This window comes from Qipengyuania sp. NPDC077410, assembly GCF_044543405.1.
GTDB lineage: Bacteria > Pseudomonadota > Alphaproteobacteria > Sphingomonadales > Sphingomonadaceae > Qipengyuania > Qipengyuania pacifica.
On record NZ_JBITWB010000001.1, the window covers coordinates 1,093,641 to 1,117,140 of the forward strand.

The window sequence follows — 23,500 nt, forward strand, 5'->3', positions numbered from 1 at the left end:
CATTCGGACGAGGGTAGCCACCACCATGGCCTGATCGGGATGATTCTCGATGTTGCCGTGCGATTCCGCTGGGCGATTATCGTCCTCACCATTTTCGCGGCAATCTATGGCGCATTCAATCTGTTGCGCCTGCCGATCGACGCGGTGCCGGATATCACCAACACACAGGTGCAGATCAATACCAGCGCGGCTGCGCTTTCGCCTTCGCAGGTGGAGACGCAGGTGACCTTTCCAATCGAAACCGGGCTTGCCGGGATCGAGGGATTGGAGATGACCCGATCGATTTCGCGCAACGGCTTCAGCCAGGTCACCGCCATCTTCGAGGAAGGCACCGACATCTACTTCGCTCGCCAACAGGTGAACGAACGTCTCGCGCCGATCGGCGCCTCGCTGCCTGAAGGGGCGGAGCCGACCATGGGGCCAATTTCCACCGGGCTTGGCGAAGTGCTCATGTATACGATCGAATACGAGCATCCCGGCGGCAAGGGAGCGACCACAGGCGGCCAGACTGGCTGGCAAAGAGATGGCAGCTTCATAACCGAGCGCGGCGACCGGCTGGAAAGCGAGGTCGCCAAGGCTGCCTATCTGCGCACTGTGCAGGACTGGGTCGTGGCACCCCTCATGCGCTCGATCGACGGCGTGGCCGGGGTCGATTCCATCGGTGGATTCGAGAAGCAATTCCTCGTTCAGCCCGACCCGGCACGGCTTACAGGCTACGGCCTGTCTTTCGACTCCCTGATCAATGCGCTCGAGGCCGCCAATCTCGCGGCGGGCGCCAATTTCGTGGACCGGGCCGATGAAGCCCTGCTCGTTCGCGTCGATGCCCGACTGGGCGGAATCGCCGATATCGAGGAGGCTGTCGTCGCGACGCGCGAGGGTGTACCCATCCGCATCGGCGATGTAGCGAATGTCGAAATCGGGGGCGATCTGCGCACGGGGGCTGCTTCGCTGAATGGCGAGGAAGCGGTCGTCGGCACTGTGTTGATGCGCAGCGGAGAGAACAGCCGCACCGTATCGGCTCAGGCGGCAGACCGACTGGAAGAGGTGCGCGCATCGCTACCCGACGGCGTGGTGGCAGAAATTGTCTATAACCGCTCTTCGCTTGTCGATGCGACGATCGCCACGGTCGAAAAAAACCTAGTCGAGGGCGCCTTGCTGGTTATCGCGGTGCTGTTCCTCCTGCTCGGCAATATCCGGGCCGCCATCATCGCGGCCCTGGTCATCCCGATCTCGATGCTGATGGCGGCCATCGGCATGAACAGGCTGGGCGTCTCGGGCAATTTGATGAGCCTCGGCGCGCTCGACTTCGGCCTGATCGTCGATGGCGCGGTGATCATCGTCGAGAACAGTGTCGCGCGGCTTGCCGCGCGCCAGCATCGCGAAGGCCGGCTGCTCAGCCTGGGCGAACGCCTTACCGAGACGCGGCTTGCCGCGCAGGAGATGATCAAGCCGACGGTCTACGGACAGGCAATTATTTTGCTGGTCTATGCGCCGCTGCTCACCTTCACCGGGGTCGAGGGCAAGACGTTTTCGCCAATGGCGATTACGGTCATGCTAGCGCTGGCTTCGGCCTTTGTGCTGTCACTCACCTTCGTGCCCGCCATGATCGCGGTCCTGCTTAACAAGAAGCTGACCGAGAAGGAGGTGAAACCGATCCGTATGGCAAAGGGTCGCTACGGTCCCGCTATTCGCAAGACCATTGCGCGCCCTTGGCCGGTTATCGGTGCTGGTGCTGGCCTGTTTGCAGTCGCGGCAATAATGTTCGGCTTTCTTGGCAGTGAGTTCACTCCCCAGCTCGACGAGCGCGACATAGCGGTGCAATCGCTTCGGATTCCTTCGACCTCGCTTGAACGCTCGTTGGCGATGCAGCGGCGGGTCGAAGACAGGCTCGAGGAGTTTCCGCAGGTCGAGCTGGTCTTCTCGCGAACCGGTACGGCAGAGGTCGCCAGCGATCCCATGCCGCCCAACGCATCGGATGCCTATGTCATTCTGAAACCGCGTGAGGAGTGGCCAGACCCGGATTTGCCAAAGGATGAACTCGTTGGCGAGATGGAGAGTGCACTTGGCGGTCTTGTCGGGAACCTGTACGAGTTCAGTCAGCCTATCGAACTGCGTTTCAACGAACTGATCGCAGGCGTACGCGGCGATGTGGCGGTCAAACTGTACGGCGACGATCTCACCGCACTGACCGAAGCGGCGGGCGACGTTGCAGGCGTACTTCGCGCTGTCGAGGGTGCGGCCGATGTGAAGGTGCAGCAGGTGACGGGCTTTCCGACGCTCGACATCGCTTTCGATCGTCCCACCATCGCGCGGTACGGTCTCACGGTCGAGGACGTGGCGCAATCCGTTGCCATCGCGCTTGGCGGCCGACCGGCGGGCCTGGTGTTCGAAGGCGACCGCCGCTTCGATGTCGTCGTCCGCTTGGCAGACGCAACGCGCGACGATTTCGACCAGCTAGGAGCCCTGCCGATCGTCCTTGAAAACGGCGTCACGGTTCCGCTGCGAACGCTGGCCGATTTTGAGGTTGTTGATGGTCTCGCCGAAGTCCGGCGCGAACAGGGTCGCCGGCTCGTCATCGTTTCCGCCAACGTCCGCGAACGCGATCTCGGTTCCTTCGTCGAAGAAGCGCAGGAAGGTGTTTCGGCCCAGGTCGATCTGCCCCCTGCCTCCTTCATCGAGTGGGGCGGGCAGTATCAGAACCTGCAGGAAGCGCAGGCTCGGCTCGCGATCGTGGTGCCCATCTGCTTCGCCGTTGTCCTGCTCCTGCTGTACATGGCGCTTGGTGGATGGGTTCCGGCCCTGGCGGTGTTCAGCGCCATCCCGATGGCCTTGGCGGGCGGTGTGTTTGCTCTCGTGTTGAGAGGCATGCCCTTCTCGGTATCGGCGGCGGTTGGCTTCATTGCCCTGTCCGGTGTGGCTGTGCTCAACGGTCTCGTCATGATGACTGCAATCCGGCAGCGCCTTGAAAGCGGTATGCCGCTTGATGAGGCAATCGCCGATGGTGCGCTCGCGCGCCTGAGGCCGGTGTTGATGACCGCGCTGGTGGCCTCGCTCGGCTTTGTACCCATGGCTCTCGCAACCGGAACAGGGGCCGAAGTGCAGCGTCCTTTGGCTACGGTCGTCATTGGCGGTCTGATCACGGCGACCGCGCTCACGCTGTTCGTCCTACCCGCAATCGCGCGGCTTGTACTGCACCGTTCCGACGACGGGCGGAGCTGGCGCGAGAAGTGGTGGGACCGTCCGCGTCGCAATGTGACGAGCGATGAAGAGGCCGAGCTGAAGGACATCGCATGACCGATCGGGAAAGGAGAATACGGTGCTGGCACTGAAGGAAGAGAACGGACTGCTCTGGATACGCGCCGGAGGCAGGCTTGGGGATGAAGACTATGACCGCTTTGTTCCCCAATTCGAACGTATCGCAGAGCGCGAGGCCGGCACCGTCCCGATGGTAATCGAGCTCGCGCCTGACTTTTCGGGCTGGGACCTCGGAGGTCTCTGGCGCGATCTCAAGTTCGACGTCCGGCATAAGGACTGCTTCGGCCGGATCGCCATAATCGGCGACAGCAAATGGGAAGAGTGGGGCACGAAAATGTCATCCTCGCTCTTCCGCGCCGAAATGAAGTTCTTCCGGCCATCACAGCGTAGTCATGCGGAAAGCTGGGTACGAACCGGGGAGGACACAGCATGAGTGGCGGTCATGAGGTCGATGCCGGGTCGCCCGAAAAGCGCAAGACCCTGTGGGTTGTCCTGTGGCTTAACGTCGCCATCGCGATCGGCTTCTTCGCGGTCGGATATTTTGCCGATTCCAACGCGCTGTTGGCAAACGGCCTCGATAATTCATCGGATGCAATCGTTTATGCGCTCAGCCTGCTTGCGCTAACCCGCTCGCGGACCTGGAAACGCGGGGCCGCGCGTTTCTCCGGCATCATGCTGCTGGTCTTCTCCGCTGGGGTCATTTTCGATGCTTACCGACGGTTCGTGGAAGGTTCCGATCCGGGCGGCATGCTGATGATGGCGATGGCGTTCGTCGCGGGACTGGTGAATCTCTATTGCCTGCGCCTGTTGCAGAAGGTGGAGAACAAGGACGTCAATATGCGGGCGGCGACAACCTTCAGCTTCAACGACTTCATCTCCAATGGCGGGATCATCATCGCCGGCATCGTTGTGCTGATTACCGGTGCCAACTGGCCCGACCTAGTGGTCGGAATAGCAGTCGCCTGCATAGCGCTTTACGGCGGAGTGCAGATCCTGCGCGATACGCATATGGATGTGCACGACGAGGCGGGAACCGTCCACGGCGAGAAGAGGAATTGACGCTAATCGATACCTTGTTTGCCGCGCAGGACCTTTCGCGGGTCCTTGTCCTGGCGATGCTATCAGGCATCGGGGTCATGATTGGCGGCAAATTGGCAAAAGGCAGTTGGAGCTTCCTGCATCCGCTCCTGCCGGGCGGCGTTTCGGGTGCTTTTGCCGCCCTTGCCGTCTTGCTAACTCTTCCGCTGGGACAATCTCCTCTCACCCGCTGGACACTCACTGGTTTGATGCTGGCGGGCGGCCTGCTGCTTCTGATTTTCAACGAGCTTGGTCGATACGCAAAACTCAGACCGGATGATGACGGACCTGAGCGATGCTCCGATAGGCCAACCCTGGTACGTCGCATCTCGGTGTCGATGGCGTCCGATATCCTGCCTTACAGCGTTATCTTGGGTGCTGCCGCTGCTGCATCCGCGACGACAGCAATGGCGGTGTCTGCAGCGCTTGTTTTTGCGAACCTGAAAATAGGACGCCAGGCGATCGATGAATACCGATCCGCCCAAGTGAGCAGGATGGACCAGCTTGCGCTACTTGTCCTCTTTTCCCTGTTTTTCATCGGGATCGCTCTCTTGACCTTTTGGGCGCTGCACGGATTCACCGACAACGGGCGAGGTTGGCTAGCGGCTATTATCCCGGGCTTTCTTATAGTTGCATCGGCGCGCGCGCTGCTTCGCATGGGAACCGGATCGGTCGCCGCCAATCATATTACGCTCCTGGCATTCGTCGGAGGGTTCGCGCTGCTCGGCCTCGCGATCTCGGCGCTTGGAGAACTGTCGCGCGAACTCGATGTCTCGAACAGCACGTTCCAGCATTCCCCCGCGCAGTCCGTTACGACGACCAAGAGAACAGAAAAAGGAGGCAGGTAGTGGCACAATCGGGCGGTCATGCCGGGCACAGTCACGGCGAAGAAAGCATGAGCGACGGCCGCCTTGTATTGGCCGTCGCCCTCAACGTCCTGCTGACTGTCGCCCAGATCATCGGGGGGATATTGTCGGGTTCGCTCGCACTGATCGCCGATGCGCTGCACAATTTCAGCGACGCGGCATCGCTTGGACTGGCTCTGTTTGCGAGGCGGATCGGGCGCCGGCCAGCCGACAAGCTTATGACCTTCGGCTATGCTCGTGCGGAAGTCGTGGCGGCGCTCATCAATCTGACGACTTTGCTTATCATCGGTTTCTATCTGCTCGTCGAGGCGATCAACCGTTTCGCAGACCCTCAACCCGTTGAGGGGTGGACCGTAATCTGGGTCGCCGGGATAGCGCTGGTGATCGACGTGGTTACGGCGGTGATGGTTTACGCCAGCTCGAAGAACTCCCTCAACATGAAAGCCGCCTTTCTGCACAATGTGTCCGATGCGCTGGCGTCGGTCGGTGTGATCGTGGCTGGCGTACTCATTCTGCGATACGAACTTTATATTGCCGATCTGATCATCACTGTGGTCATTGCTGCCTATGTGATCTGGCAGGGCGTCACTTTGTTGCCTCGCACGGTGCGGCTCTTGATGGGTGCGGTGCCGGACGAAAGCGAGTTCGATCGCATTGTGAGCGACCTGCGTGACACAGAAGGCGTGGCCGACGTCCATCACGTCCATGTCTGGAGCATCAGTGAGCATTATCGCGCGCTTGAGGCGCATATCGTTCCTGCCGAATCTTCGTTGCAGGCTTTCGAGGATGTGAAGGCGCGGGCTCGCGGTATGCTCGAGACGCAGCACGCCATCGCCCATGCAACGTTCGAAGCCTGTCTCGCTGCAGACTGTGATCCCGACATGATCCCGGACCATCAGGTCGAGAAGAACCATCATCACGACCATGACCGCGACCATTGACAAGCGCGGCGATCGGGTCGGTCGCTGTGGGTAAGCTGCTTGGCAGCGCACGACATGAACCGCCCTGCAACCCGTAAAATGAGGACCAACGAATGAAAGCTTCCGATCTTATGGTCGCCGCGCTCGAGGCCGAGGGCGTCGAATATGTTTTCGCCGTTCCAGGCGAAGAGAACCTGGATCTCCTGGAATCGCTGCGAACTTCCGCCATCACGCTGGTTCTGGCCCGTCACGAACAGGGCGCTGGCTTCATGGCGGCGACCTATGGCCGCCTGACCGGCAAGGCAGGTGTGTGCCTGGCAACGCTCGGGCCTGGTGCCACGAACCTGACCACACCGGCGGCCTATGCCGCGCTCGGGGCCTTTCCGCTCGTCATTATTACTGGGCAGAAACCGATCAAGACATCGAAACAGGCCCAGTTCCAGATTGTCGACGTCGTTTCCCTGTTTACGCCGCTCTGCAAGGCTTCGACCCAGATCGTGAACGGCAATCGCATTCCCTCGCTCGTTCGCGAAGGTTTCCGTCTGGCGCAGGAAGAAAGGCCGGGCGCTGTACTGCTCGAGCTGCCGGAAGATATCGCTGAAGAGGAAACGATCGAACCGGTCATACCTCCGCATTACAGGCGTTATGCGGTCGCCGGAGATGCTGCGCTCGACGAAGCGGCCGAGCGCATCATCGCGGCTGAGCGGCCATTGCTCCTGATCGGTGCCGGAGCGAACCGCCGCCGCGCTTCGAAAGCGTTGCGCAAATTCGTATCCGATACGGGCTTTCCCTTCTTTGACACCCAGATGGGCAAAGGCGTGGTCGATGAAGATAGCGAGCTCTATCTGGGCACTGCGGCGCTATCGTCGGGCGATTATGTTCACTGCGCGATCGAGAAGGCCGATTTGATCGTCAATATCGGTCACGACGTGGTGGAGAAGCCGCCCTTCTTCATGGAGCCGGGCGGGCAGACCGTCATCCATATCAATTACAAGGCGGCTGAAGTCGATCAGGTCTACTTCCCGCAGCTCGAGGTCATCGGCGACATCGCCGGATCGGTCGAGCGGCTGGGAAACCGCCTGGATGGCAAGCTGCAGTGCGACCGCAGCTATTATACCGCCCTGCATCACGAGATTGCTTCGCACATCTCCGAGACCAGCGACGACGAACGTTTTCCGATGGTCCCCCAGCGCGTGGTTGCCGACGTACGCAGCGTAATGGCGCGCGATGATATCGTTGCGCTCGACAACGGTATCTACAAGATCTGGTTCGCCAGAAACTACATCGCCCACGAGCCTGGCACCATCCTGCTCGACAATGCATTGGCGACGATGGGCGCGGGCCTTCCATCGGCCATGATGGCTGCGATGCTGGCGCCGGGGCGCAGAGTGCTCGCGGTATGCGGCGATGGCGGGTTCATGATGAACTCGCAGGAACTGGAAACGGCCGTCAGGCTTGGACTGAACCTTGTCGTTCTCGTTCTGAATGATGCAGCATACGGGATGATCCGCTGGAAGCAGGACCAGCTTGGCTTTCCGGACTACGGCCTGACCTTTTCCAATCCCGACTTTGTCACCTACGCACAAAGCTATGGAGCGACCGGCCACCGTGTCGAGCGAAGCGCGGATCTGGTTTCAGTCCTGAACGCCGCATTCGAGGCTGGCGGCGTGCACCTTGTCGACCTGCCCGTCGATTATTCCGAAAACAAGAAGGTGCTGATCGACGAACTCGGCGCAAAGGTGTGCGAGCTATGAAAACGATCGTTCACAATCCCTTCGACCGCTCGCCGATTGCAGAAGTAGCGCTTGTCGACTGGGCTCAAATCGATGAATGGCTGAATGAAGCGCAGTTGCTCCACCGCGACCGCCATGGCTGGCTTGCCGTGCACGAGCGTGTCGCCATCCTCCGGCGGGCTGCGGATATCATGCGCGAACGAGCCGAGGATCTGGCTCTCCAGATCGTCAGGGAGGGCGGCAAACCGCTGGTCGATGCGCGCGTGGAAGCCGGTCGCGCGATCAACAGCGTCGACTTGTGCGTTCAGGCGCTGAGTGAGGGCGGCGGCCATGAAATTCCGATGGACCTGACAGAAGCGGGTGCGGGAAGGACGGCCTATACCTTCCGCGAACCGATCGGTCCTGTCGTGGCGATCTCGGCATTCAATCACCCGCTCAACCTGATCGTCCATCAGGTTGGACCGGCGGTAGCAGCCGGGTGCCCCGTTCTCATCAAGCCTGCGCTGGAAACGCCTCTGTCATGCCAGAGCTTCGTGAGCATTCTTCATGAAGCCGGCCTGCCCGAGGCCTGGTGCCGGTTCGCACCTTGCGGCAACGATATTGCCGAAAGAATGGTAACCGATCCGCGCACGGAGTTCTTCTCATTCATCGGTTCTGCGAAGATCGGCTGGATGCTTCGCTCGAAGCTGGCGCCGGGAACCCGCATTGCTCTCGAGCACGGCGGCGCGGCGCCGGTAATCGTGGACAGCGGCGTGGAGCGCGCAGCAGTGATCGCCTCGTTGCTCAAAGGCGGGTTCTATCATTCGGGTCAGGTCTGCGTTTCCGTGCAGCGCGTGTACGTCCCTGCTGCAGAATTGAAAGACTTCGCTCATGACCTAAGGCGAGCTGCCGAAAAGCTGGTCGTGGGCGATCCCGCCGATGCTGAGACCCAATGCGGACCCCTGATCCGAACGGAGGAAGTTGACCGCGTCGAACGCTGGGTCGATGAAGCCATCGCAGCAGGAGGCACCCTGGTGTGCGGGGGAAGCCGTCTGAGTGACACTCTTTTCTCCCCGACCGTCATTGTCGATCCTCCCGAAAGTGCCAAGATATCCCGGGAAGAAATCTTCGGCCCCGTGATCTGCGTGTATGGCTATGACGATATCGACCTGGCTATCGAGCAGGCCAATGCCCTGCCTTACGCCTTTCAGGCCGCTGTATTCAGCGATCGGCTGTCAATCGCCAATCATTGCATACAGTCTCTGGCGGGATCGGCTGTGATGGTGAACGACCATACGGCATTCCGCGTGGACTGGATGCCTTTTGCAGGGCTGCGCCGCTCCGGGCTTGGCGTCGGCGGGATCCCCTACACTATGGCGGATATGAGCATTGAAAAAATGGCCGTCTGGAACTGGCCTGCGGCGGCATCATAGCCCGTTCGACAGACCCGGGATGGCGACACGGGCAGCTTCGCACTCGTCGGCCTTTCCCGAAGTTAAGTCTCTTATGGGCGGCCGACAAAAGCCGTGCATTGGCGAGCCTGACCGAACTGGCGCACGAGGCGCGGACATCAAGGCTCGGCGGTACCCGCAAGTGCATCGATGATGCGGCAATCGCCTACAGTGTCTTGCTCGCAGGCAGCGATCATACGCCCAAGTTCCGTCCGCAACGCCTCCAGGCTCGCGATCTTGCGCTCGACCTCGCCGAGATGGCTTCTGGCCAGAGCGTCGATGCCCGCGCAGGACCGGTCGGCATCATCGGAGAGATCGAGCAATTCCCTGATGCGTGCCATGGAGAAGCCGAGATCACGCGCGCGCCGTATGAAGTTAAGGCGCGCTTCCTCTGCTGGTCCATAATCGCGATAATTGGCCCGCGTGCGTGGAGGGGCAGCGAGGATACCCTCACGCTCGTAGAAGCGGATTGTTTCGGATTTGACGCCGGTTATCCGGGCAAGTTGACCAATTCTCATGACAAAGGCTCCTGCCGCTTGACCTTGTAGTTACTACAAGGCGCATAGGGCGGATCGACGCAAGGAGTCGAGTAAATGGGAAAGACCTGCTGCGGCCCCGATGAGGCCGGTGCAAACAACAACGATCCGACATGGCGGCGCATTCTGTGGATCGCACTGGGCCTTAATGCAATCATGTTCGGCGTGGAGATCGTGGCAGGCATTGCTGCGGATTCGCGCGCCTTGCAGGCCGACGCGCTCGACTTTCTCGGTGATGCGGCAAACTATGCTATCAGTCTCGGTGTAGCGGGGATGGCGCTCGTCTGGCGCGCGCGTGCGGCTCTCGTAAAGGCGGCGACCATGCTGGCTTTCGGCCTGTGGGTGCTCGGCTCGGCCATCTGGGGTTTCTTTGTCGGGGCGTCGCCCGACCCGGGAACGATGGGCGCCATCGGTTCTCTTGCTCTGGCGGTAAATCTCGCCGTCGCCGCGATGCTGTTCCGGTATCGCTCGGGCGATGCGAACATGCGCTCGGTGTGGATCTGTTCGCGCAACGACGCGATCGGTAATATCGCCGTGCTGGCGGCAGCGATTGGCGTTTTCGGCACCGGCCGTGCGTGGCCCGATCTGGTTGTGGCGAGCATCATGGCAGGACTGGCGGTGTGGGGAAGTGCCGAAGTCTCCAAACAGGCCCGTGGCGAACTGCGCTCTACCTAAACTCCAGAATATCCCCGCGATCGGGGGTTGGAGGAAATACATTTCCGTCTACACCCTGCTATTGCGAATTAATTGCAACAGATATAGAGACCCCTCATGCATCGCATCGTCTCCGCCACCGTCCATCCGGCACTGCGGCTCATTCTGCTGGCGCTTGCGCTGTGTCTGTCCGTCACCGCGAACGCGGAAGAACCCGACGTGCGAACCACCTGGCGTCTGCTCGATTATATCGCGGTCGACTACGCCTCCGCCGTTTCCGAGGGACGTGTTGCCGACGAATTCGAATATCGCGAAATGGTGGAGTTTTCCGATGTCGTGGCGCGGCAGATCGCTGCATTGCCGGATACTAAAGACAATCAAGCACTCATCCGCCGATCGGACCAGCTGCGAGCTCTGATCGCCAATAAGGAACCCGCCGAGCGAGTTGGGCGCTTAGCGCGCGCGCTGGCAGCCTCGTTGCTGACAGCCTACCCGGTTCCGCTTGCCCCTTCGCAAGCGCCCGACCTTGACCGCGCCCGCACTCTCTTCGCGCAGAACTGCGCCTCGTGTCACGGCGCCGCCGGAAGTGCGCCACCGGCCGCAATGCAGGCACTTGATCCCCCGCCGATCGACTTCACCGATATCGACCGGGCGCGGCAGCGCAGTGCGTTCGGGCTTTACCAGGTCATCACGCAAGGGCTGGAAGGAACGTCCATGGCCAGCTTCGCATCGCTGTCCGACGAGGATCGCTGGGCGCTTGCATTCCATGCCGGCAGCATTGCTTTTGAAGATGTGGCCAAGGGCGAGCGTATTTGGCGGGAAGATGATGGCATACGCCAGCTTGTCCCCGATCTCGAGACGCTCGCCGCGCTCACACCGGAAAGTCTGGCCGAGCAGATCGGCGAGGACCGTGCGCTCGCCGTCATGGCCTATCTTCGCGCCAATCCCGATGCGGTGGGACAGGCAAATGACGCAGGTTCGCTCGCCTTCGTTCGCGATACGCTCGATCGCAGCCTGTCAGCTTATCGGGCTGGCAACCGAGAGGAAGCGCGGCAGCTTGCCCTGTCTGCCTATCTCGACGGGTTTGAACCCCTGGAGGCCCTCCTGGCAACGCGCGATGGCGGTTTGATGCGGGAGGTAGAACAGGCGCTCGGGCAATTCCGGGCCGGAATAGAGTCCGGTGCGAATCCATCCGAACTACAGCAACTAAGGGCTCGCATCGATAGTCTGCTGGCAAGAGCCGAGGAAGCGTTGGCTCCTGAGGCGGCCAGCGAAATCTCGACCTTTCTCGGGGCGTTCACCATCCTGCTGCGCGAGGGGATCGAAGCACTTCTGGTTGTGATCGCCATGATCGCCTTTGTGAAAAAGTCGCACCGCTTCGAGGTACTGCCCTATGTCCATGGCGGGTGGATCGCTGCTCTTCTTGCAGGTGTCGCCACCTGGGTCCTGGCAACCTACTTTGTGAGCATCAGCGGTGCGAGCCGCGAGATGACCGAAGGGATCGGCGCGCTGCTTGCGGCTGTCATTCTCGTATCGGTCGGGATCTGGATGCATGGCAAATCCCAGGCCGAGGAATGGCGGCGCTATATCCAGGAAAAAATGGGCAAGGCGCTTTCGCGCGGATCGGCATGGTTTCTCTTTAGTCTTGCATTCGTGGTCGTCTACCGGGAAGCGTTCGAGACTATCCTGTTCTACGCTGCCCTGTGGAACCCGCAGAGCAGCGGCATCATACTGGCAGGTGCCTTGTCCGCAGTAGCGCTGCTGGCGCTCATTGCATGGGCCATGCTGCGCTACAGCCGCAAACTGCCGATCACCCAGTTCTTCCGCTACAGTGCTATCCTGATTGCGATCCTTGCGGTCATTCTCGCGGGCAAGGGCGTGGGCGCTTTCCAGGAGGCCGGAGTTCTTTCCGCCACTTTCATTGCCGGCTTGCCGCGCCTCGCCGAACTCGGCTTCTTCCCGACTGTCGAGACGATCGGCGCGCAATTGCTCACGCTGCTGGCCCTGATTGCCGGATTTCGGGTAAGTCGATCACCATCGGGACCGCAGCCGGCAGCTGTCGAGGGATAGGTGATCCCGGTTTGCGATCAGCGGGGTCCGGTGCCGAGACGGCGCGCGAGCCACAAGGAGGCTGTGGGAACCGCGACCCACATCGCGATCGGTATGAGACCGATTTTGGTTCCGGGCACCAGCGGCATGATTGCACTATAGGACCACCCCCAGTCGGCACCGACAGCCAGCACTTCGACCATGGCAGTAATGGCCAGGCCGATTCCCAGGAACACGACAAAACGCGAGATCGGCCAGTCTACGAGCCACGGCGTTTTACCACTGCCGACAGAGGCGCCGAGATAAGCGGCCACCATGATCCCGGCATCGCCGAACGAGGCCAGGCCGCAGCGACGTGCTGCCTCGGCAGGCGACAGACCTCCCGACTGGTAGAAAGGAAGCTGGAGCATCTCCCAGGCGAAAGCGATGAGAATTCCGAATATCGCGATCCAGAGGGCTGGATGAGCACCGCGCCATTCGCGCGATTCCTCAGAGATTTGGTCCTGATCCTGCATCGTCTGATTCGTCACTCCTGCGATCTCCGTCCCGTCCCCATCGCTCAGGTATCGAATTTGGGAAGAGCGAGGCCGCGCAGGCGCAGGGCGTTGCCGATCACCGATACCGAAGACAGGCTCATCGCTGCGGCCGCGATCATCGGGTTCAAAAGCAACCCGGTCCATGGATAGAGGACACCTGCTGCGACCGGTATGCCGAGCGCATTATACGCAAAGGCAAAGAACAGGTTCTGCCTGATGTTGCGCATAGTGGCCCGAGACAGGACGAGCGCCTGAACAACGCCGACGAGGTCGCCGCGCACCAATGTCACGCCCGCGCTTTCGATCGCGACATCGGTACCCGTTCCCATCGCGATGCCGACATGCGAAGCGGCAAGCGCGGGTGCGTCGTTTATGCCGTCGCCGGCCATAGCGACCCGGCGACCCTCGCTCTTCAACTGCTCGATCTTGCGATGTTTGTCCTCGGGCGAGACGTTCGCTTCGACTTCGTCGATACCGACCTGGCTTGCTACCGCACGCGCGGTGGCTTCGCTGTCGCCGGTAAGCATCACGATCTTGATGCCGCGCTCATGCAACGCGGCAATAGCGGTGCGGCTGGTTGCCTTGATCGGATCGGCGACCGCGATAAGGCCTGCCGGTGCCCCGTCCACGGCCACGAACATCACCGTCTGTCCGAGGCTTCGGCCTTCGTCCGCCGTTGACCGCCAGCCTTCTTCGAGCGCCCCTATACGCTCCATCATCTTTTCATTCCCGATCGCGACCCGGCGCTTGTCGACATTTGCCTGGATGCCTTCGCCGGTCACGGACTCGATATCGGAAGCGTCGAGAATGGCAGCGCCCCTGTTTTGAGCCCCTTCCACGATCGCGTGGGCGAGCGGATGCTCGCTTCCTCTCTCAACGGCAGCGACAAGGCTCAGCAATTCCTGTTCGTCGAACTCTGGCTGCGGTTTTACATCGACAAGATCGGGCTTGCCCCGGGTCAGCGTGCCGGTCTTGTCGACAACCAGCGTATCGATCTTTTCCAGCGTTTCGAGGGCTTCGGCGTTCTTGATCAGGATGCCGTGCTGGGCTCCCTTGCCGGTACCGGTCATGATCGACATCGGCGTTGCCAGTCCAAGCGCGCAGGGACAGGCAATGATCAGAACGGCGACCGCGTTGACGAGTGCGTAGGCAAAGGCCGGTGCGGGCCCCCAGATGGCCCAGACGACAAAACTCACGATAGCGACAAGAACGACGATGGGTACGAACCATCCAGTGACCTGGTCGGCGAGCCGTTGGATAGGTGCCCGGCTGCGCTGGGCCTCCGCGACCATCTGCACGATCTTCGAAAGCATGGTGTCCGCGCCGACCTGCGTCGCGCGCATGGTGAAGCTGCCGGTCTGGTTGACAGTGCCTCCGATCACGGGATCGCCCGCGCTTTTCTTGACGGGAATGGGCTCGCCGCTGATCATGGATTCGTCGATGGCGCTGCTTCCATCCTCGAGCGTGCCATCGACGGGGACCTTGTCGCCCGGACGCACGCGCAGCAGGTCCCCCGACGTCAATTCATCGAGCGGTACTTCGCGCTCGTCCCCGCGACCGAAGATCTTCATCGCGGTCGGAGGCGCGAGTTCGAGAAGCGCTCGCAAGGCGCTCGATGTCGATCCGCGCGCCTTGAGCTCGAGCACCTGTCCGAGCAGCACGAGGGTCGTGATAACCGCTGCGGCCTCGTAATAGACGCCGACCCGGCCCGCATGATCGCGGAAAGCCTCGGGGAAGATGTCCGGGGCGAGGGTTGCCACAAGGCTGAACAGATAGGCGATGGCGACGCCGAAGCCGATCAGGGTGAACATGTTGAGGTTCATGGTCCGGACCGATTGCAGCGCCCGGGTGAAGAAGGGCCAGCCGCCCCAAAGCACCACCGGAGTGGCCAGCAGGAGCTGCAGCCACTGCGCGAAAGCGGGTTCGATGACCTGATCGAACGGTCGCGACGGGATCATGTCGCCCATCGCATAGGCGAAGAGCGGCAGGGTGAAGAGCGCGCTCCACCAGAACCGTCGCCGCATGTCGACGAGTTCGGGATCGGGGCCCTCGTTCAAGGTGACCGTTTCGGCTTCGAGGGCCATCCCGCATATCGGGCAGGAGCCCGGCCCCGGCTGCCGGATCTCCGGATGCATCGGACAGGTGTATATCGTACCTTCCGGGACATCCTCGACAGCATCGAGGTGCACCTTCGAAAGATACATCTCCGGATCCGCGCGGAACTTGTCGAGGCAGCGCGAGGAGCAGAAGTAATGGTCGCCACCCTTGTGTCGATCGACGAAGCGGGCGCCGTCCATCTTCACGCTCATTCCGCAAACGGGGTCGGTCGCAGTGCCCTCGATCGCATTGTGCCCATCGCTCATTTGTCGTTCTCCCCTAATTGGCCGTGACCACGAACTGCCCCATCATGCCTGCGTCCTCGTGCTCGAGGATATGACAGTGATACATGTAGGGAGTGTCGGGATCGGTATTCTCTTCGAACCGCAGCAGCAGCCGGACCTGTTCACGCGGATTGACGATGACGGTGTCCTTGAAACCTGCCTCTTCCGCCCGCGGAGGCCGGCCGTCCCGGTCGAGCAAGCGGAACTGCACATTATGAATGTGAAAGGGATGGGCCATCATCGATGCGTTGGCGATTTCCCATATTTCCCACTGACCTACCGGTACGCGCTGGTTGATGACATCCATGTCCATGGTCTCGCCGTTGATCGACATGCCCCGACCCATCATGCCCATATCGAGTACGAAGCGGCGGCTGCGAACGGCAAGCGAGGGGTCTGGCGCGGCAAGCTTGGCCAGGATGGGCGGGAGCGTTACTGGAGTCCCCGCGCCGGAGGGGCACATATCGAGGATCGAAAAGGTGCGGCCCTGCCTCTCGCGATCGGCCCGGTTTCCCATCATTCCGCCGTCCATCATACCCCCGCCTTGTCCGCCCATCATGTCCATGGCGTTAGCCGGACGGCTCTGTTGCAAACTCTGGCGCATTCGCCAAGATTGGGCTGCTGGATTGGCAGGATCGGTTGCGATGAACGATTTCAAGGGGCGGCACTTCACCGGAGAGGTCATCCTATGGGCGGTGCGCTGGTATTGTCGATACGGCATCAGCTATCGTGATCTCGCGGAAATGTTGGCTGAGCGTGGGATCGATGTCGATCATACGACTATCTATCGTTGGGTGCAGCGCTACGCGCCGGAGATGGAGAAACGACTCCGCTGGTTCTGGCGGCGTGGTTTTGATCCGAGCTGGCGCCTCGATGAGACTTGCGGAGGATCTTTGCAACAGAGCCGCCAATGACGCTTATTGCAGAGCTGTGGCCGGATAGCCGGCGTCTGCCAGCGCCTTTTCTACATCGCCTTGGCTGGCTTTGGTATCGACGGTGATCTTGCGGCTGACCGTATCGGCCTCGACCTTGGCGCCGGGATCGACGGCGGCGAGCGCCTGGTTGATGTGGCGCACGCACGATCCGCAGCTCATGTTCTGGAGGGCAAATTGCATGACTTTACTCCTTCGATTGGCGTCGTTGAGAAGGAGATGGGGCTTGCCACCGTTGGAAAGTCAAGGGGCGGTTCGACGAAAAATCGACGAACCGCCGACCGTTTCGACGCGAGCCCCATGACAGCATGAGCGCTCGACACTTGGCCGATCTAAGCCGCCAAATGAGTGTGCCCGCCGTGCTCATGGCTGTGCGCCTTATCACGGGACAGAGGTGCGTCGGGCGCAAGGCTGCAACTGTCGGCACCTTCATTCCAGTCGACCGCGACCGTTGCGTGCTCGATCTCGAAATCGGCGCGCAGCGTGCGCTCGACGGCCTGAACGACGGCGCGTGCATCGGCATCATTGCCGGGGCGGACGTGAAGCGTCGCCAGCACGCGGCCCGAGGTGATCGACCAGACGTGGACATGGCTGACCTTAGCGATGCCGGGCACCCGCTCGATCAGATGCCGCTCGATCATGTCCGGCGTCGCACCATCAGGCGCCCCTTCGAGCAGGATGTGCAGGGACTTCGCCGCCAGCTTCCACGCGCTGCGCAGCACGAGCAGCGAAACGAGGACCGACAGGATCGGATCGATCGGCGTCCACCCGGTGGCGTAGATCACGAGCGCAGCAACCACGGCGCCCACCGACCCCAGAAGGTCGCCCATGACGTGAAGCGCTGCACCCTTGATGTTGACATGCTCGCTATCCCCACGCGTCAAAATCCAGAAAACGAGGACGTTCACGAGGAGCCCGGCAATCGCTACGCCGAACATGGGGCCGGCGAGCACGGGCGCGGGCTGCTGGAAGCGCTCCCACGCTTCGTAAGCGATCCATCCCACGATCGCGAACAGCAGCAGCGCGTTCACGAGGCCGGCGACCACTTCGAACCGCAGATAGCCGAAGGTGCGGCGCGCATCCGCCGCGCGCTGACCGAACCGGAACGCGGCATAGGCGAGCGCGAGCGCCGCTGCATCCGTGAGCATATGGCCGGCGTCGGCCAGCAGCGCGAGCGACCCTGACATGAGGCCACCCACCACCTCGACCACCATAAAGGTGGCAATCAGCCCGAAAGAGAGCAGTACCTTGCGCTCATTGTCGCGCGTGATCGTTGGCGTGTGATCGTGGTCGTGGTCGTGGTCGTGGTCATGATTATGTGCGTGCGCCATTTCGCCGGCCCTTCTTGTAAATCGCATCGTTGGCCAGCGCGTATCGGGCTTCCCATCATGGTAAGGTCAAACGGTCGTTTCATAGCGTCCGACCGCGCAGGATCGGCTGAACGTCGGCCGTCTCGATCACACTATCGGTGCCGGTGCCGATAGTCCTTCCTGCCCCCGCGAAATAGGCGCTCGGCGATCGTCCCAGCGAACGCCGGAACATTGCGGAAAAGGCGCTTGGGCTTTCGTATCCGCAAGTGAGCGCCACATCCAGCACCGGCCTGCCTTCCGCCAGCAGCGACAGCGCTTCCAGCAGCCGGGCCTGCTTGAGCCAGTGCGCGAAGCTCAGCCCGGTTTCGCGCTGGAACAGTCGCATGAAGCTCGATCGGCTCATGTAGAGCGCTTCGGCGGCATCCTCCAGCGAAACCGTGTGCGCCAGGTCCATGCGGACGCGCTCGCAAAAGCGGGCAAGGCCCGCATGCCGCGGTGCCGGCAAAGACAGCGGCTCGAGCGGTAAAAACGACAATTCGAGGCGCAGGAGGTGGGTCAGGCTGGCGCGGAAGTCCTCGCCTTCCGGAGTTTCTTCCAAAGCGGCGAGGCGAAGGATCAGCTCGCGCAGCAGCGGCGTCACTTCCACCACTCTGCACACGTCGGGCAGGGCGAGGTCAGACTGATCAATAAGCAGGGTGCGAAACTGCACGGCGCGGTGGCTTTTCGCGTCGTGCTTCACCCCGGCGGGCATCCAGACCGCCCGGTTCGGCGGGACCACCCAGGTTCCCTCATCGGTCGTTACCGTGACGACGCCGCTGATAGCATAGATGAGCTGCGCCTGTGGGTGGGTGTGCGGCGCGCTCTCGAAGCTGTCGAGGTCCAGACTGAGGACGGCGACCGGGTGGGATGGGAGGCGATCCAAACGATTTGACCTTTTCGCGACAGAAGTTGGATCATGCGCGCGAGAAATTCAAATGCAAAGCCCCTATGCCTCGGACCACACAGTAGGAGTTTGTATGGCTGACGCATATTTCGACATCGGCGACTACCGCCGGCAGGTGACGACCAACTCACCTGAGGCACAGCTCTGGTTCGACCGTGGCTTGCTGTGGACCTATATCTTCAACCCCGAAGAAGCGGTCCGATGCTTCGAAAAGGCCGTTGAGTATGATCCGCAGTGCGCGATGGCGCATTGGGGCATCGCGTTCGCGTCGGGGCCCAATTACAACAAGGCGTGGCGCTTCTTCGATCCCGAGGACATGGCGCGCGTGCTCGATGTCGCCCACGGCGCTTTGCAAAGAGCACAGGAAGCTGCCGTCAACGCGACGGCGTTCGAGCGCGACCTGATCGCCGCTCTCGCGCCACGGTTTCCGGCGGCGTCGACGCGAGACCCGGAAGCGTTCCACGCCCTCAACCTCGCTTATGCCGAGGCCATGCGGAAGGTTTATCACACCTATCCGGAGGACCTGGACGCGGCGGCACTGTTCGGCGACGCCTTGATGTGCGTCAGCCCGCGCGCGCTCTGGGATCTCGATAGCGGCGAGCCCATCGGCTACGGCACGGTCGAGGCGCGCGGGGTGATCGAGGACGCTCTGGACCGCCCGGGCGGCCACCGCCATCCGGTCCTCAACCACCTTTATATTCACCTCATGGAAATGTCGCCCTATCCGGAAGTGGCGCTGCGCGCCGCCGACGACCTGCGGCGGCTTTCGCCAGACGGGTCGCATCTGGCCCATATGTCGACCCACATCGACAATGCCTGCGGTGATTGGCGGCGCGTGGTCGATTCCAACATCGATGCAGCGGCGGCCGATGACCGGTATTTCGCGCGCGTCGAGACCCCGGGCGCCTGGTGCACCTATTATCGCGCCCACAATCTGATGGTCGGCACCTATGGCGCGATGATGGCGGGAAAATCCCGTGTCGCCTTGGACATGGCGCATCGCCTGAACCGGGTCATCACTCCGGACTTTTTGAACACGTCGCAGCCGCCCATGGCGGATTTCTGCGAGAGCGCCGGCGCCATGCTGCCTCACGCGCTCATCCGCTTTGGCCGCTGGACCGACATCATTGCGCTTGATATGCCGGAGGATCAGTACCTCTATTGCTCGACGACAACGATGATCCACTACGCCAAGGGTATCGCCTATTCCGCCCTACGCCGCATTCCCGAAGCCGAAGCGGCCCGGGACCAGTTCCTTGAAGCGGCGGCCCGTGTGCCCGAGAGTCGGCTGAACAACCTCGCCATAAAACAGGTCGACGTTCAGAAGGTCGCCGCCAAGATGCTGGAGGGCGAGCTGGAATACCGCAAGGGCAACATCGATCTGGCGTTCGACCTGTTGCGGCAGGGAATCGCGCTGGAGGATGCCCTGCCCTACGGCGATCCGCCGGGATGGCTCCAGCCCATCCGCCATGCCTATAGCGCGCTGTCGATCGAGCAGGGCCGGTTGGAGGAAGCGGTCGCGGCATACCGCATCGATCTGGGACTGACCCGTAAGCTCGGGCGGCGTCGGATTAGGCCGAACAACGTCTGGAGCCTGCATGGCCTCCACGAGTGCCTTACCCAGCTCGGCCGCCATGACGAGGCCAGGGACATCGCCCTGCAATGCGACGTCGCGGTGGCGTCGGCCGACGTCAAGATAGCCGCGTCGTGCTTTTGCCGGCTGACCGCCTTCGAGGGCGGCCGCTCGACTTGCTGAAGCGCGATACCGCGTCGTCGGACTCGCAGGCGACCACCATGCGTCATCGCGGGTCCGACGTTGTGCTTTCGATCGCACTGGTCGCAATGCTGGCGGCGAGTTGGCTCCTGGCCGGTCATCTCGTCGCCCGCGTGCCGCCCCTTGTCGTCGCGGCCGGAAGGACCGCAGGTAGCTTTCTTGTGCTCACAGCGATTGCCCTGTCGCGTTGGCAGGAGCGCACGCAGATGCGCGCGGTGCTTGGTCGGGGCAGGACCATCTTGCTGCTGGGGTTCCTCGGCTTCTTCGCCTACTACGCCGGGACAATGTTGGGGACGGGCCTTATCGGCGCATCGCGGGTCGGGTTGATTACGTCCCTGCTCCCCAGCATGACGTTCGCGATCGGCATGGTCGCTTTTGGCGAGCCCGCCACGCGCGGCAAGGTTCTGGGCACGATGCTCGCCCTGTCGGGGGCGGTTGGCTATGTGCTGGTGGACGGCCAGGGGAGTGGGCCCGGGGTTCGCCCATTCGACGGCGCAACGATAGCCGGCGGCCTGCTCGCGCTCGGCGGCACCTTCGCCTATGCCGTTTACGGCTATCTCTACCAGAAGCATCTTTCGGACCTGCCCACAATGGCGGCGCTGCCCGCCGTTTCAGGTGCGGGCGCGATCATGCTGACAATCCTCGCCATCAGCTCCGCGCGGCTCAGTGGCCTCGCTCTTGCCGATCTGGCCGAACTCGCGGTGCTGGGCGTAGCGCTGACCGCCCCGGTGTTCATCCTGCTGCACGAACTCATCCGGCGGCGAGGACCGCTGTTCACGGCGGCGCTGTCGCTTGCGGTGCCGTTCCTGATCCGGACCGGAGAGTGGGCCTTGGCCTCGAAAGGCCCGCCCAGCGCCCTCGTCTTGCTGTTCCTCCTCGTCTGCTGCGCCGGCGTTGGGCTGACACTCGCTGGTGGTCCGCGGCGGATCAGGAGACTGGTCTAGGCCAATCAGCCAGCGGCCGGGACCGTTGAAGATTGGTCCCCGGCGCCGGGGCCGTGCTGCTGCTATGAGCCGATCAGCGCCAGCAGGGCGTCTGCGGCTTTGGTGCGGTAGCGTTCCTTGTGACGCAGCCCGAAAAAGCGGCGGGGCTCGAACGCGATCGGGGCGGCGTGCAATGTGCCCGACTTGATGGCGGGCGTAACCACCAGCGCCGACAGGACGGCAACGCCGGCACCCGCTTCCACCGCGGTTCGGACGCTCTCGTTCGACGGCATAGTCAGCACAACGTCGAGCGTATCGGGATCGATGCCGAGCCCGAGCAGGTAGCGATCCAACGTCGATCGCGTCCCCGATCCTGACTCGCGCCGTACCCACCGGGCGCGGCGCAGCCATGCTGCATCGATGCAGGCGTCATCAAACGGATCGCCTCCAACGAGCAGCAGCCGATCTTCGCCGATCGGCCAGTGCGCCAGCGCAGGATCGTCAACCTGCCCCTCGACGATGCCGAAGTCAGCCTCACCGTCATGGACGCGAGCAGCCGCCTGCTCGGTGTTGCCGATCGCCAGCTCGACATCGAGCATGGGGTAGCGTTCGCGGAACGCCGCCAGGATCGGCGGTAACCAATAGGCAGCGATGGTCTGGCTTGCGACGACGCGGAGCGTACCCCGCTTCAGGCCGCCAAACTCGTCCAGCACCGTCTCGGCCGCGCTTGCGCGCGCGAGGACGCCGCGCGCCTCGACCAAAACATTTGGCCCGCCTCAGTGAGCTTGATGCCGCGCCCGACGCGGTGGAACAGCTTGACCGCATGCCTTTCTTCCAGCGCGGCAATGGCCGCCGATGCCGCCGACTGCGTTACGTTCAGGGCTCGCGCCGCCGCCGTCATATGCTCGCGTTCGGCAACGCCAACGAAGATGCGGAGCTGCTCAAGAGTCATAATCGGACCATAGGGCAATCAATCATGATTGACGATTGAAACAACAATGAAGCAGCGTTGGAGCGATTAATCGGCAAGGCGTAGATCAGCCGGCGGAAGGAATTTCGCCGTGGCCAGTCTCGCCCCTCATCGCCTTGTAACCTCGGTCCACCGAAGTAGGAAAAGCTCCGCCCTGCTGCCCGGCATCGGCCTCTGCCTTGCCGTGACCGGGGCAGCCTATGCCCTGGAGGCGGGCGAGCGCGCCCTGGCGGGTAAGGCGTGGCTGGAGGCGTGGTGCTCGCCATCTTGATCGGCACCGGCGTGCGAAGCCTGTGGACGCCGGGCGACACATGGCATGATGGCATATCGTTCAGCGCCAAATACCTGCTGGAAGTGGCCGTGGTCCTGCTGGGCGCTTCGGTCAGCGCCGCGACCATTCTTGCGGCGGGACTGCCGCTCCTTGTGGGGATCGCGGGCGTGGTGACGGGCGCGATTCTATTCAGCTTTGCGATCGGCCGGTTGCTCGGGCTGCCGGCACGCATCGCGTTGCTGATCGCCTGCGGCAACGCGATCTGCGGTAACTCGGCCATAGCGGCCGTTGCCCCGGTGATTGGCGCGGACAGCGACGACGTGGCCGCGTCCATCGCGTTCACCGCCGTGCTTGGCGTCGCGGTCGTTCTCGGCCTGCCGCTCCTGGGCATCGCGCTCGGCATGAACGGGCTTGCCTTTGGCGCGTTCGCCGGGCTCACCGTCTATGCGGTCCCGCAGGTGATCGCGGCGGCCTCGCCGCTGGGTGCGGCGGCCGTGCAGGCGGGCACGCTGGTCAAGCTGGTGCGCGTGCTGATGCTCGGCCCGGTGTGCCTCACTCTGTCGCTGATAGCGCCGCGCCTTGCGCCGCAGATGGTGCCCGATCGTGAGTTCGTCGCGGGCGAGCCTACGGCCAAGCGGCCCGACCTGGCCCACCTGGTGCCGTGGTTCATCATTGGGTTTCTCGCGCTGGGGGGCTGCCGCTCGCTGGGGCTGGTGCCGACTGCCGCCGTCGCGCCGATCGGTCGCATCGCCACAATGCTCACCGTCGTATCCATGGCCGCGCTCGGGCTAGGCGTGGACGTTCGCACCGTCGCCAAGGCGGGCGGAAGAGTCACGGCTGTAGTGATCTTCTCCCTGCTTGGCCTTGGCGGAATTAGCCTGGCGTTGCTTATGGTGCTGCATCTCGTTTGAGCCGGGCAAACAAGTGCGGCCTGCAGCGT

General features: G+C 62.3%; 19 protein-coding genes and 2 pseudogenes. 13 read left to right on the forward strand and 8 right to left on the reverse strand.

All coding sequences use genetic code 11. The features are described 5' to 3' along the window. The first annotated feature begins 30 nt into the window (after window positions 1-30). The 7 genes from ACIGGE_RS05435 to ACIGGE_RS05465 all read left to right on the forward strand — a co-directional run bounded on the left by ACIGGE_RS05435 (window position 31) and on the right by ACIGGE_RS05465 (window position 9,263). Window positions 31-3,294, forward strand: a complete 3,264-nt coding sequence (locus tag ACIGGE_RS05435; protein ID WP_156320618.1) for an efflux RND transporter permease subunit — start codon at window positions 31-33, stop codon at window positions 3,292-3,294. Between the two features lie 22 nt (window positions 3,295-3,316). Continuing rightward, the gene (locus ACIGGE_RS05440; protein ID WP_054522855.1) at window positions 3,317-3,688 is read left to right on the forward strand and encodes an STAS/SEC14 domain-containing protein; all 372 of its coding nucleotides are present in this window, start codon (window positions 3,317-3,319) and stop codon (window positions 3,686-3,688) included. After that, the gene (locus tag ACIGGE_RS05445; RefSeq protein ID WP_054522854.1) at window positions 3,685-4,314 is read left to right on the forward strand and encodes a cation transporter; all 630 of its coding nucleotides are present in this window, start codon (window positions 3,685-3,687) and stop codon (window positions 4,312-4,314) included. The genes ACIGGE_RS05440 and ACIGGE_RS05445 overlap by 4 nt, the downstream gene beginning before the upstream one ends. Next, window positions 4,311-5,180 (forward strand): hypothetical protein, encoded by an 870-nt coding sequence (locus ACIGGE_RS05450; protein WP_156492843.1) that lies wholly within the window; start codon window positions 4,311-4,313, stop codon window positions 5,178-5,180. Before ACIGGE_RS05445 ends, ACIGGE_RS05450 begins: the two co-directional genes overlap by 4 nt. After that, window positions 5,180-6,139: a cation diffusion facilitator family transporter gene (locus tag ACIGGE_RS05455; protein WP_050775921.1), complete on the forward strand. Its 960-nt coding sequence runs from the start codon at window positions 5,180-5,182 to the stop codon at window positions 6,137-6,139. Before ACIGGE_RS05450 ends, ACIGGE_RS05455 begins: the two co-directional genes overlap by 1 nt. Before the next feature lie 92 nt (window positions 6,140-6,231). Then, window positions 6,232-7,872, forward strand: a complete 1,641-nt coding sequence (locus tag ACIGGE_RS05460) for an acetolactate synthase large subunit (protein WP_067674584.1) — start codon at window positions 6,232-6,234, stop codon at window positions 7,870-7,872. Beyond that, window positions 7,869-9,263: an aldehyde dehydrogenase family protein gene (locus tag ACIGGE_RS05465; protein WP_067674581.1), complete on the forward strand. Its 1,395-nt coding sequence runs from the start codon at window positions 7,869-7,871 to the stop codon at window positions 9,261-9,263. Before ACIGGE_RS05460 ends, ACIGGE_RS05465 begins: the two co-directional genes overlap by 4 nt. Before the next feature lie 137 nt (window positions 9,264-9,400). Here the strand turns inward: ACIGGE_RS05465 and ACIGGE_RS05470 are convergent, their stop codons facing one another. Beyond that, window positions 9,401-9,799 carry a helix-turn-helix domain-containing protein gene (locus tag ACIGGE_RS05470; RefSeq protein ID WP_060703638.1) on the reverse strand — a complete coding sequence of 133 codons (399 nt, stop codon included), beginning with the start codon at window positions 9,797-9,799 and terminating at the stop codon, window positions 9,401-9,403. Window positions 9,800-9,874: 75 nt separating this feature from the next. On the opposite strand from ACIGGE_RS05470, the gene ACIGGE_RS05475 reads away from it, so the two are divergent. Together ACIGGE_RS05475 and ACIGGE_RS05480 are read left to right on the forward strand one after the other, a co-directional pair. Next, entirely contained in the window at window positions 9,875-10,492 is a 618-nt protein-coding gene (locus ACIGGE_RS05475) for a cation transporter (RefSeq protein ID WP_010240550.1), read from the forward strand. A gap of 96 nt (window positions 10,493-10,588) precedes the next feature. Then, entirely contained in the window at window positions 10,589-12,541 is a 1,953-nt protein-coding gene (locus ACIGGE_RS05480; protein WP_067674575.1) for a cytochrome c/FTR1 family iron permease, read from the forward strand. 17 nt (window positions 12,542-12,558) lie between these two features. On the opposite strand, the gene ACIGGE_RS05485 is transcribed toward ACIGGE_RS05480, so the two are convergent. The 3 genes from ACIGGE_RS05485 to ACIGGE_RS05495 are packed head-to-tail and all read right to left on the reverse strand — an operon-like array spanning window position 12,559 to window position 16,029. Continuing rightward, window positions 12,559-13,050, reverse strand: coding sequence for a hypothetical protein (locus ACIGGE_RS05485; RefSeq protein ID WP_230782967.1), 492 nt, complete (start codon window positions 13,048-13,050; stop codon window positions 12,559-12,561). A gap of 29 nt (window positions 13,051-13,079) precedes the next feature. After that, window positions 13,080-15,419: a heavy metal translocating P-type ATPase gene (locus ACIGGE_RS05490; RefSeq protein ID WP_067674573.1), complete on the reverse strand. Its 2,340-nt coding sequence runs from the start codon at window positions 15,417-15,419 to the stop codon at window positions 13,080-13,082. Between the two features lie 13 nt (window positions 15,420-15,432). After that, window positions 15,433-16,029 carry a multicopper oxidase domain-containing protein gene (locus ACIGGE_RS05495; protein WP_397489658.1) on the reverse strand — a complete coding sequence of 199 codons (597 nt, stop codon included), beginning with the start codon at window positions 16,027-16,029 and terminating at the stop codon, window positions 15,433-15,435. A gap of 52 nt (window positions 16,030-16,081) precedes the next feature. Between ACIGGE_RS05495 and ACIGGE_RS05500 the strand changes: the two are divergent. After that, a pseudogene (locus ACIGGE_RS05500) lies at window positions 16,082-16,318 on the forward strand (IS6 family transposase); the annotation flags it as partial. Window positions 16,319-16,354: 36 nt separating this feature from the next. Here the strand turns inward: ACIGGE_RS05500 and ACIGGE_RS05505 are convergent. The 3 genes from ACIGGE_RS05505 to ACIGGE_RS05515 form a co-directional block, all read right to left on the reverse strand. Further along, complete coding sequence (locus ACIGGE_RS05505) at window positions 16,355-16,552, reverse strand: heavy-metal-associated domain-containing protein (protein ID WP_067674567.1); 198 nt, start codon at window positions 16,550-16,552, stop codon at window positions 16,355-16,357. A 149-nt stretch (window positions 16,553-16,701) separates the two neighbouring features. Further along, on the reverse strand, window positions 16,702-17,700 hold the full coding sequence (locus ACIGGE_RS05510; RefSeq protein ID WP_067674564.1) for a cation diffusion facilitator family transporter: 999 nt from the start codon (window positions 17,698-17,700) through the stop codon (window positions 16,702-16,704). A gap of 79 nt (window positions 17,701-17,779) precedes the next feature. Then, a complete protein-coding gene (locus ACIGGE_RS05515) occupies window positions 17,780-18,601 on the reverse strand; it encodes a helix-turn-helix transcriptional regulator (RefSeq protein WP_067674561.1) in 822 nt (273 codons plus the stop codon). Between the two features lie 94 nt (window positions 18,602-18,695). On the opposite strand from ACIGGE_RS05515, the gene ACIGGE_RS05520 reads away from it, so the two are divergent. Both ACIGGE_RS05520 and ACIGGE_RS05525 read left to right on the forward strand, forming a co-directional pair. Then, window positions 18,696-20,378, forward strand: coding sequence for a tetratricopeptide repeat protein (locus ACIGGE_RS05520; protein ID WP_067674557.1), 1,683 nt, complete (start codon window positions 18,696-18,698; stop codon window positions 20,376-20,378). Window positions 20,379-20,416: 38 nt separating this feature from the next. Continuing rightward, window positions 20,417-21,340: a DMT family transporter gene (locus tag ACIGGE_RS05525; RefSeq protein ID WP_397489659.1), complete on the forward strand. Its 924-nt coding sequence runs from the start codon at window positions 20,417-20,419 to the stop codon at window positions 21,338-21,340. 62 nt (window positions 21,341-21,402) lie between these two features. Here the strand turns inward: ACIGGE_RS05525 and ACIGGE_RS05530 are convergent. Then, window positions 21,403-22,271: pseudogene (locus ACIGGE_RS05530) on the reverse strand (LysR substrate-binding domain-containing protein). 270 nt (window positions 22,272-22,541) lie between these two features. On the opposite strand from ACIGGE_RS05530, the gene ACIGGE_RS05535 reads away from it, so the two are divergent. Next, window positions 22,542-23,471, forward strand: a complete 930-nt coding sequence (locus tag ACIGGE_RS05535) for a YeiH family protein (protein ID WP_264155092.1) — start codon at window positions 22,542-22,544, stop codon at window positions 23,469-23,471. Window positions 23,472-23,500 lie beyond the last annotated feature (29 nt).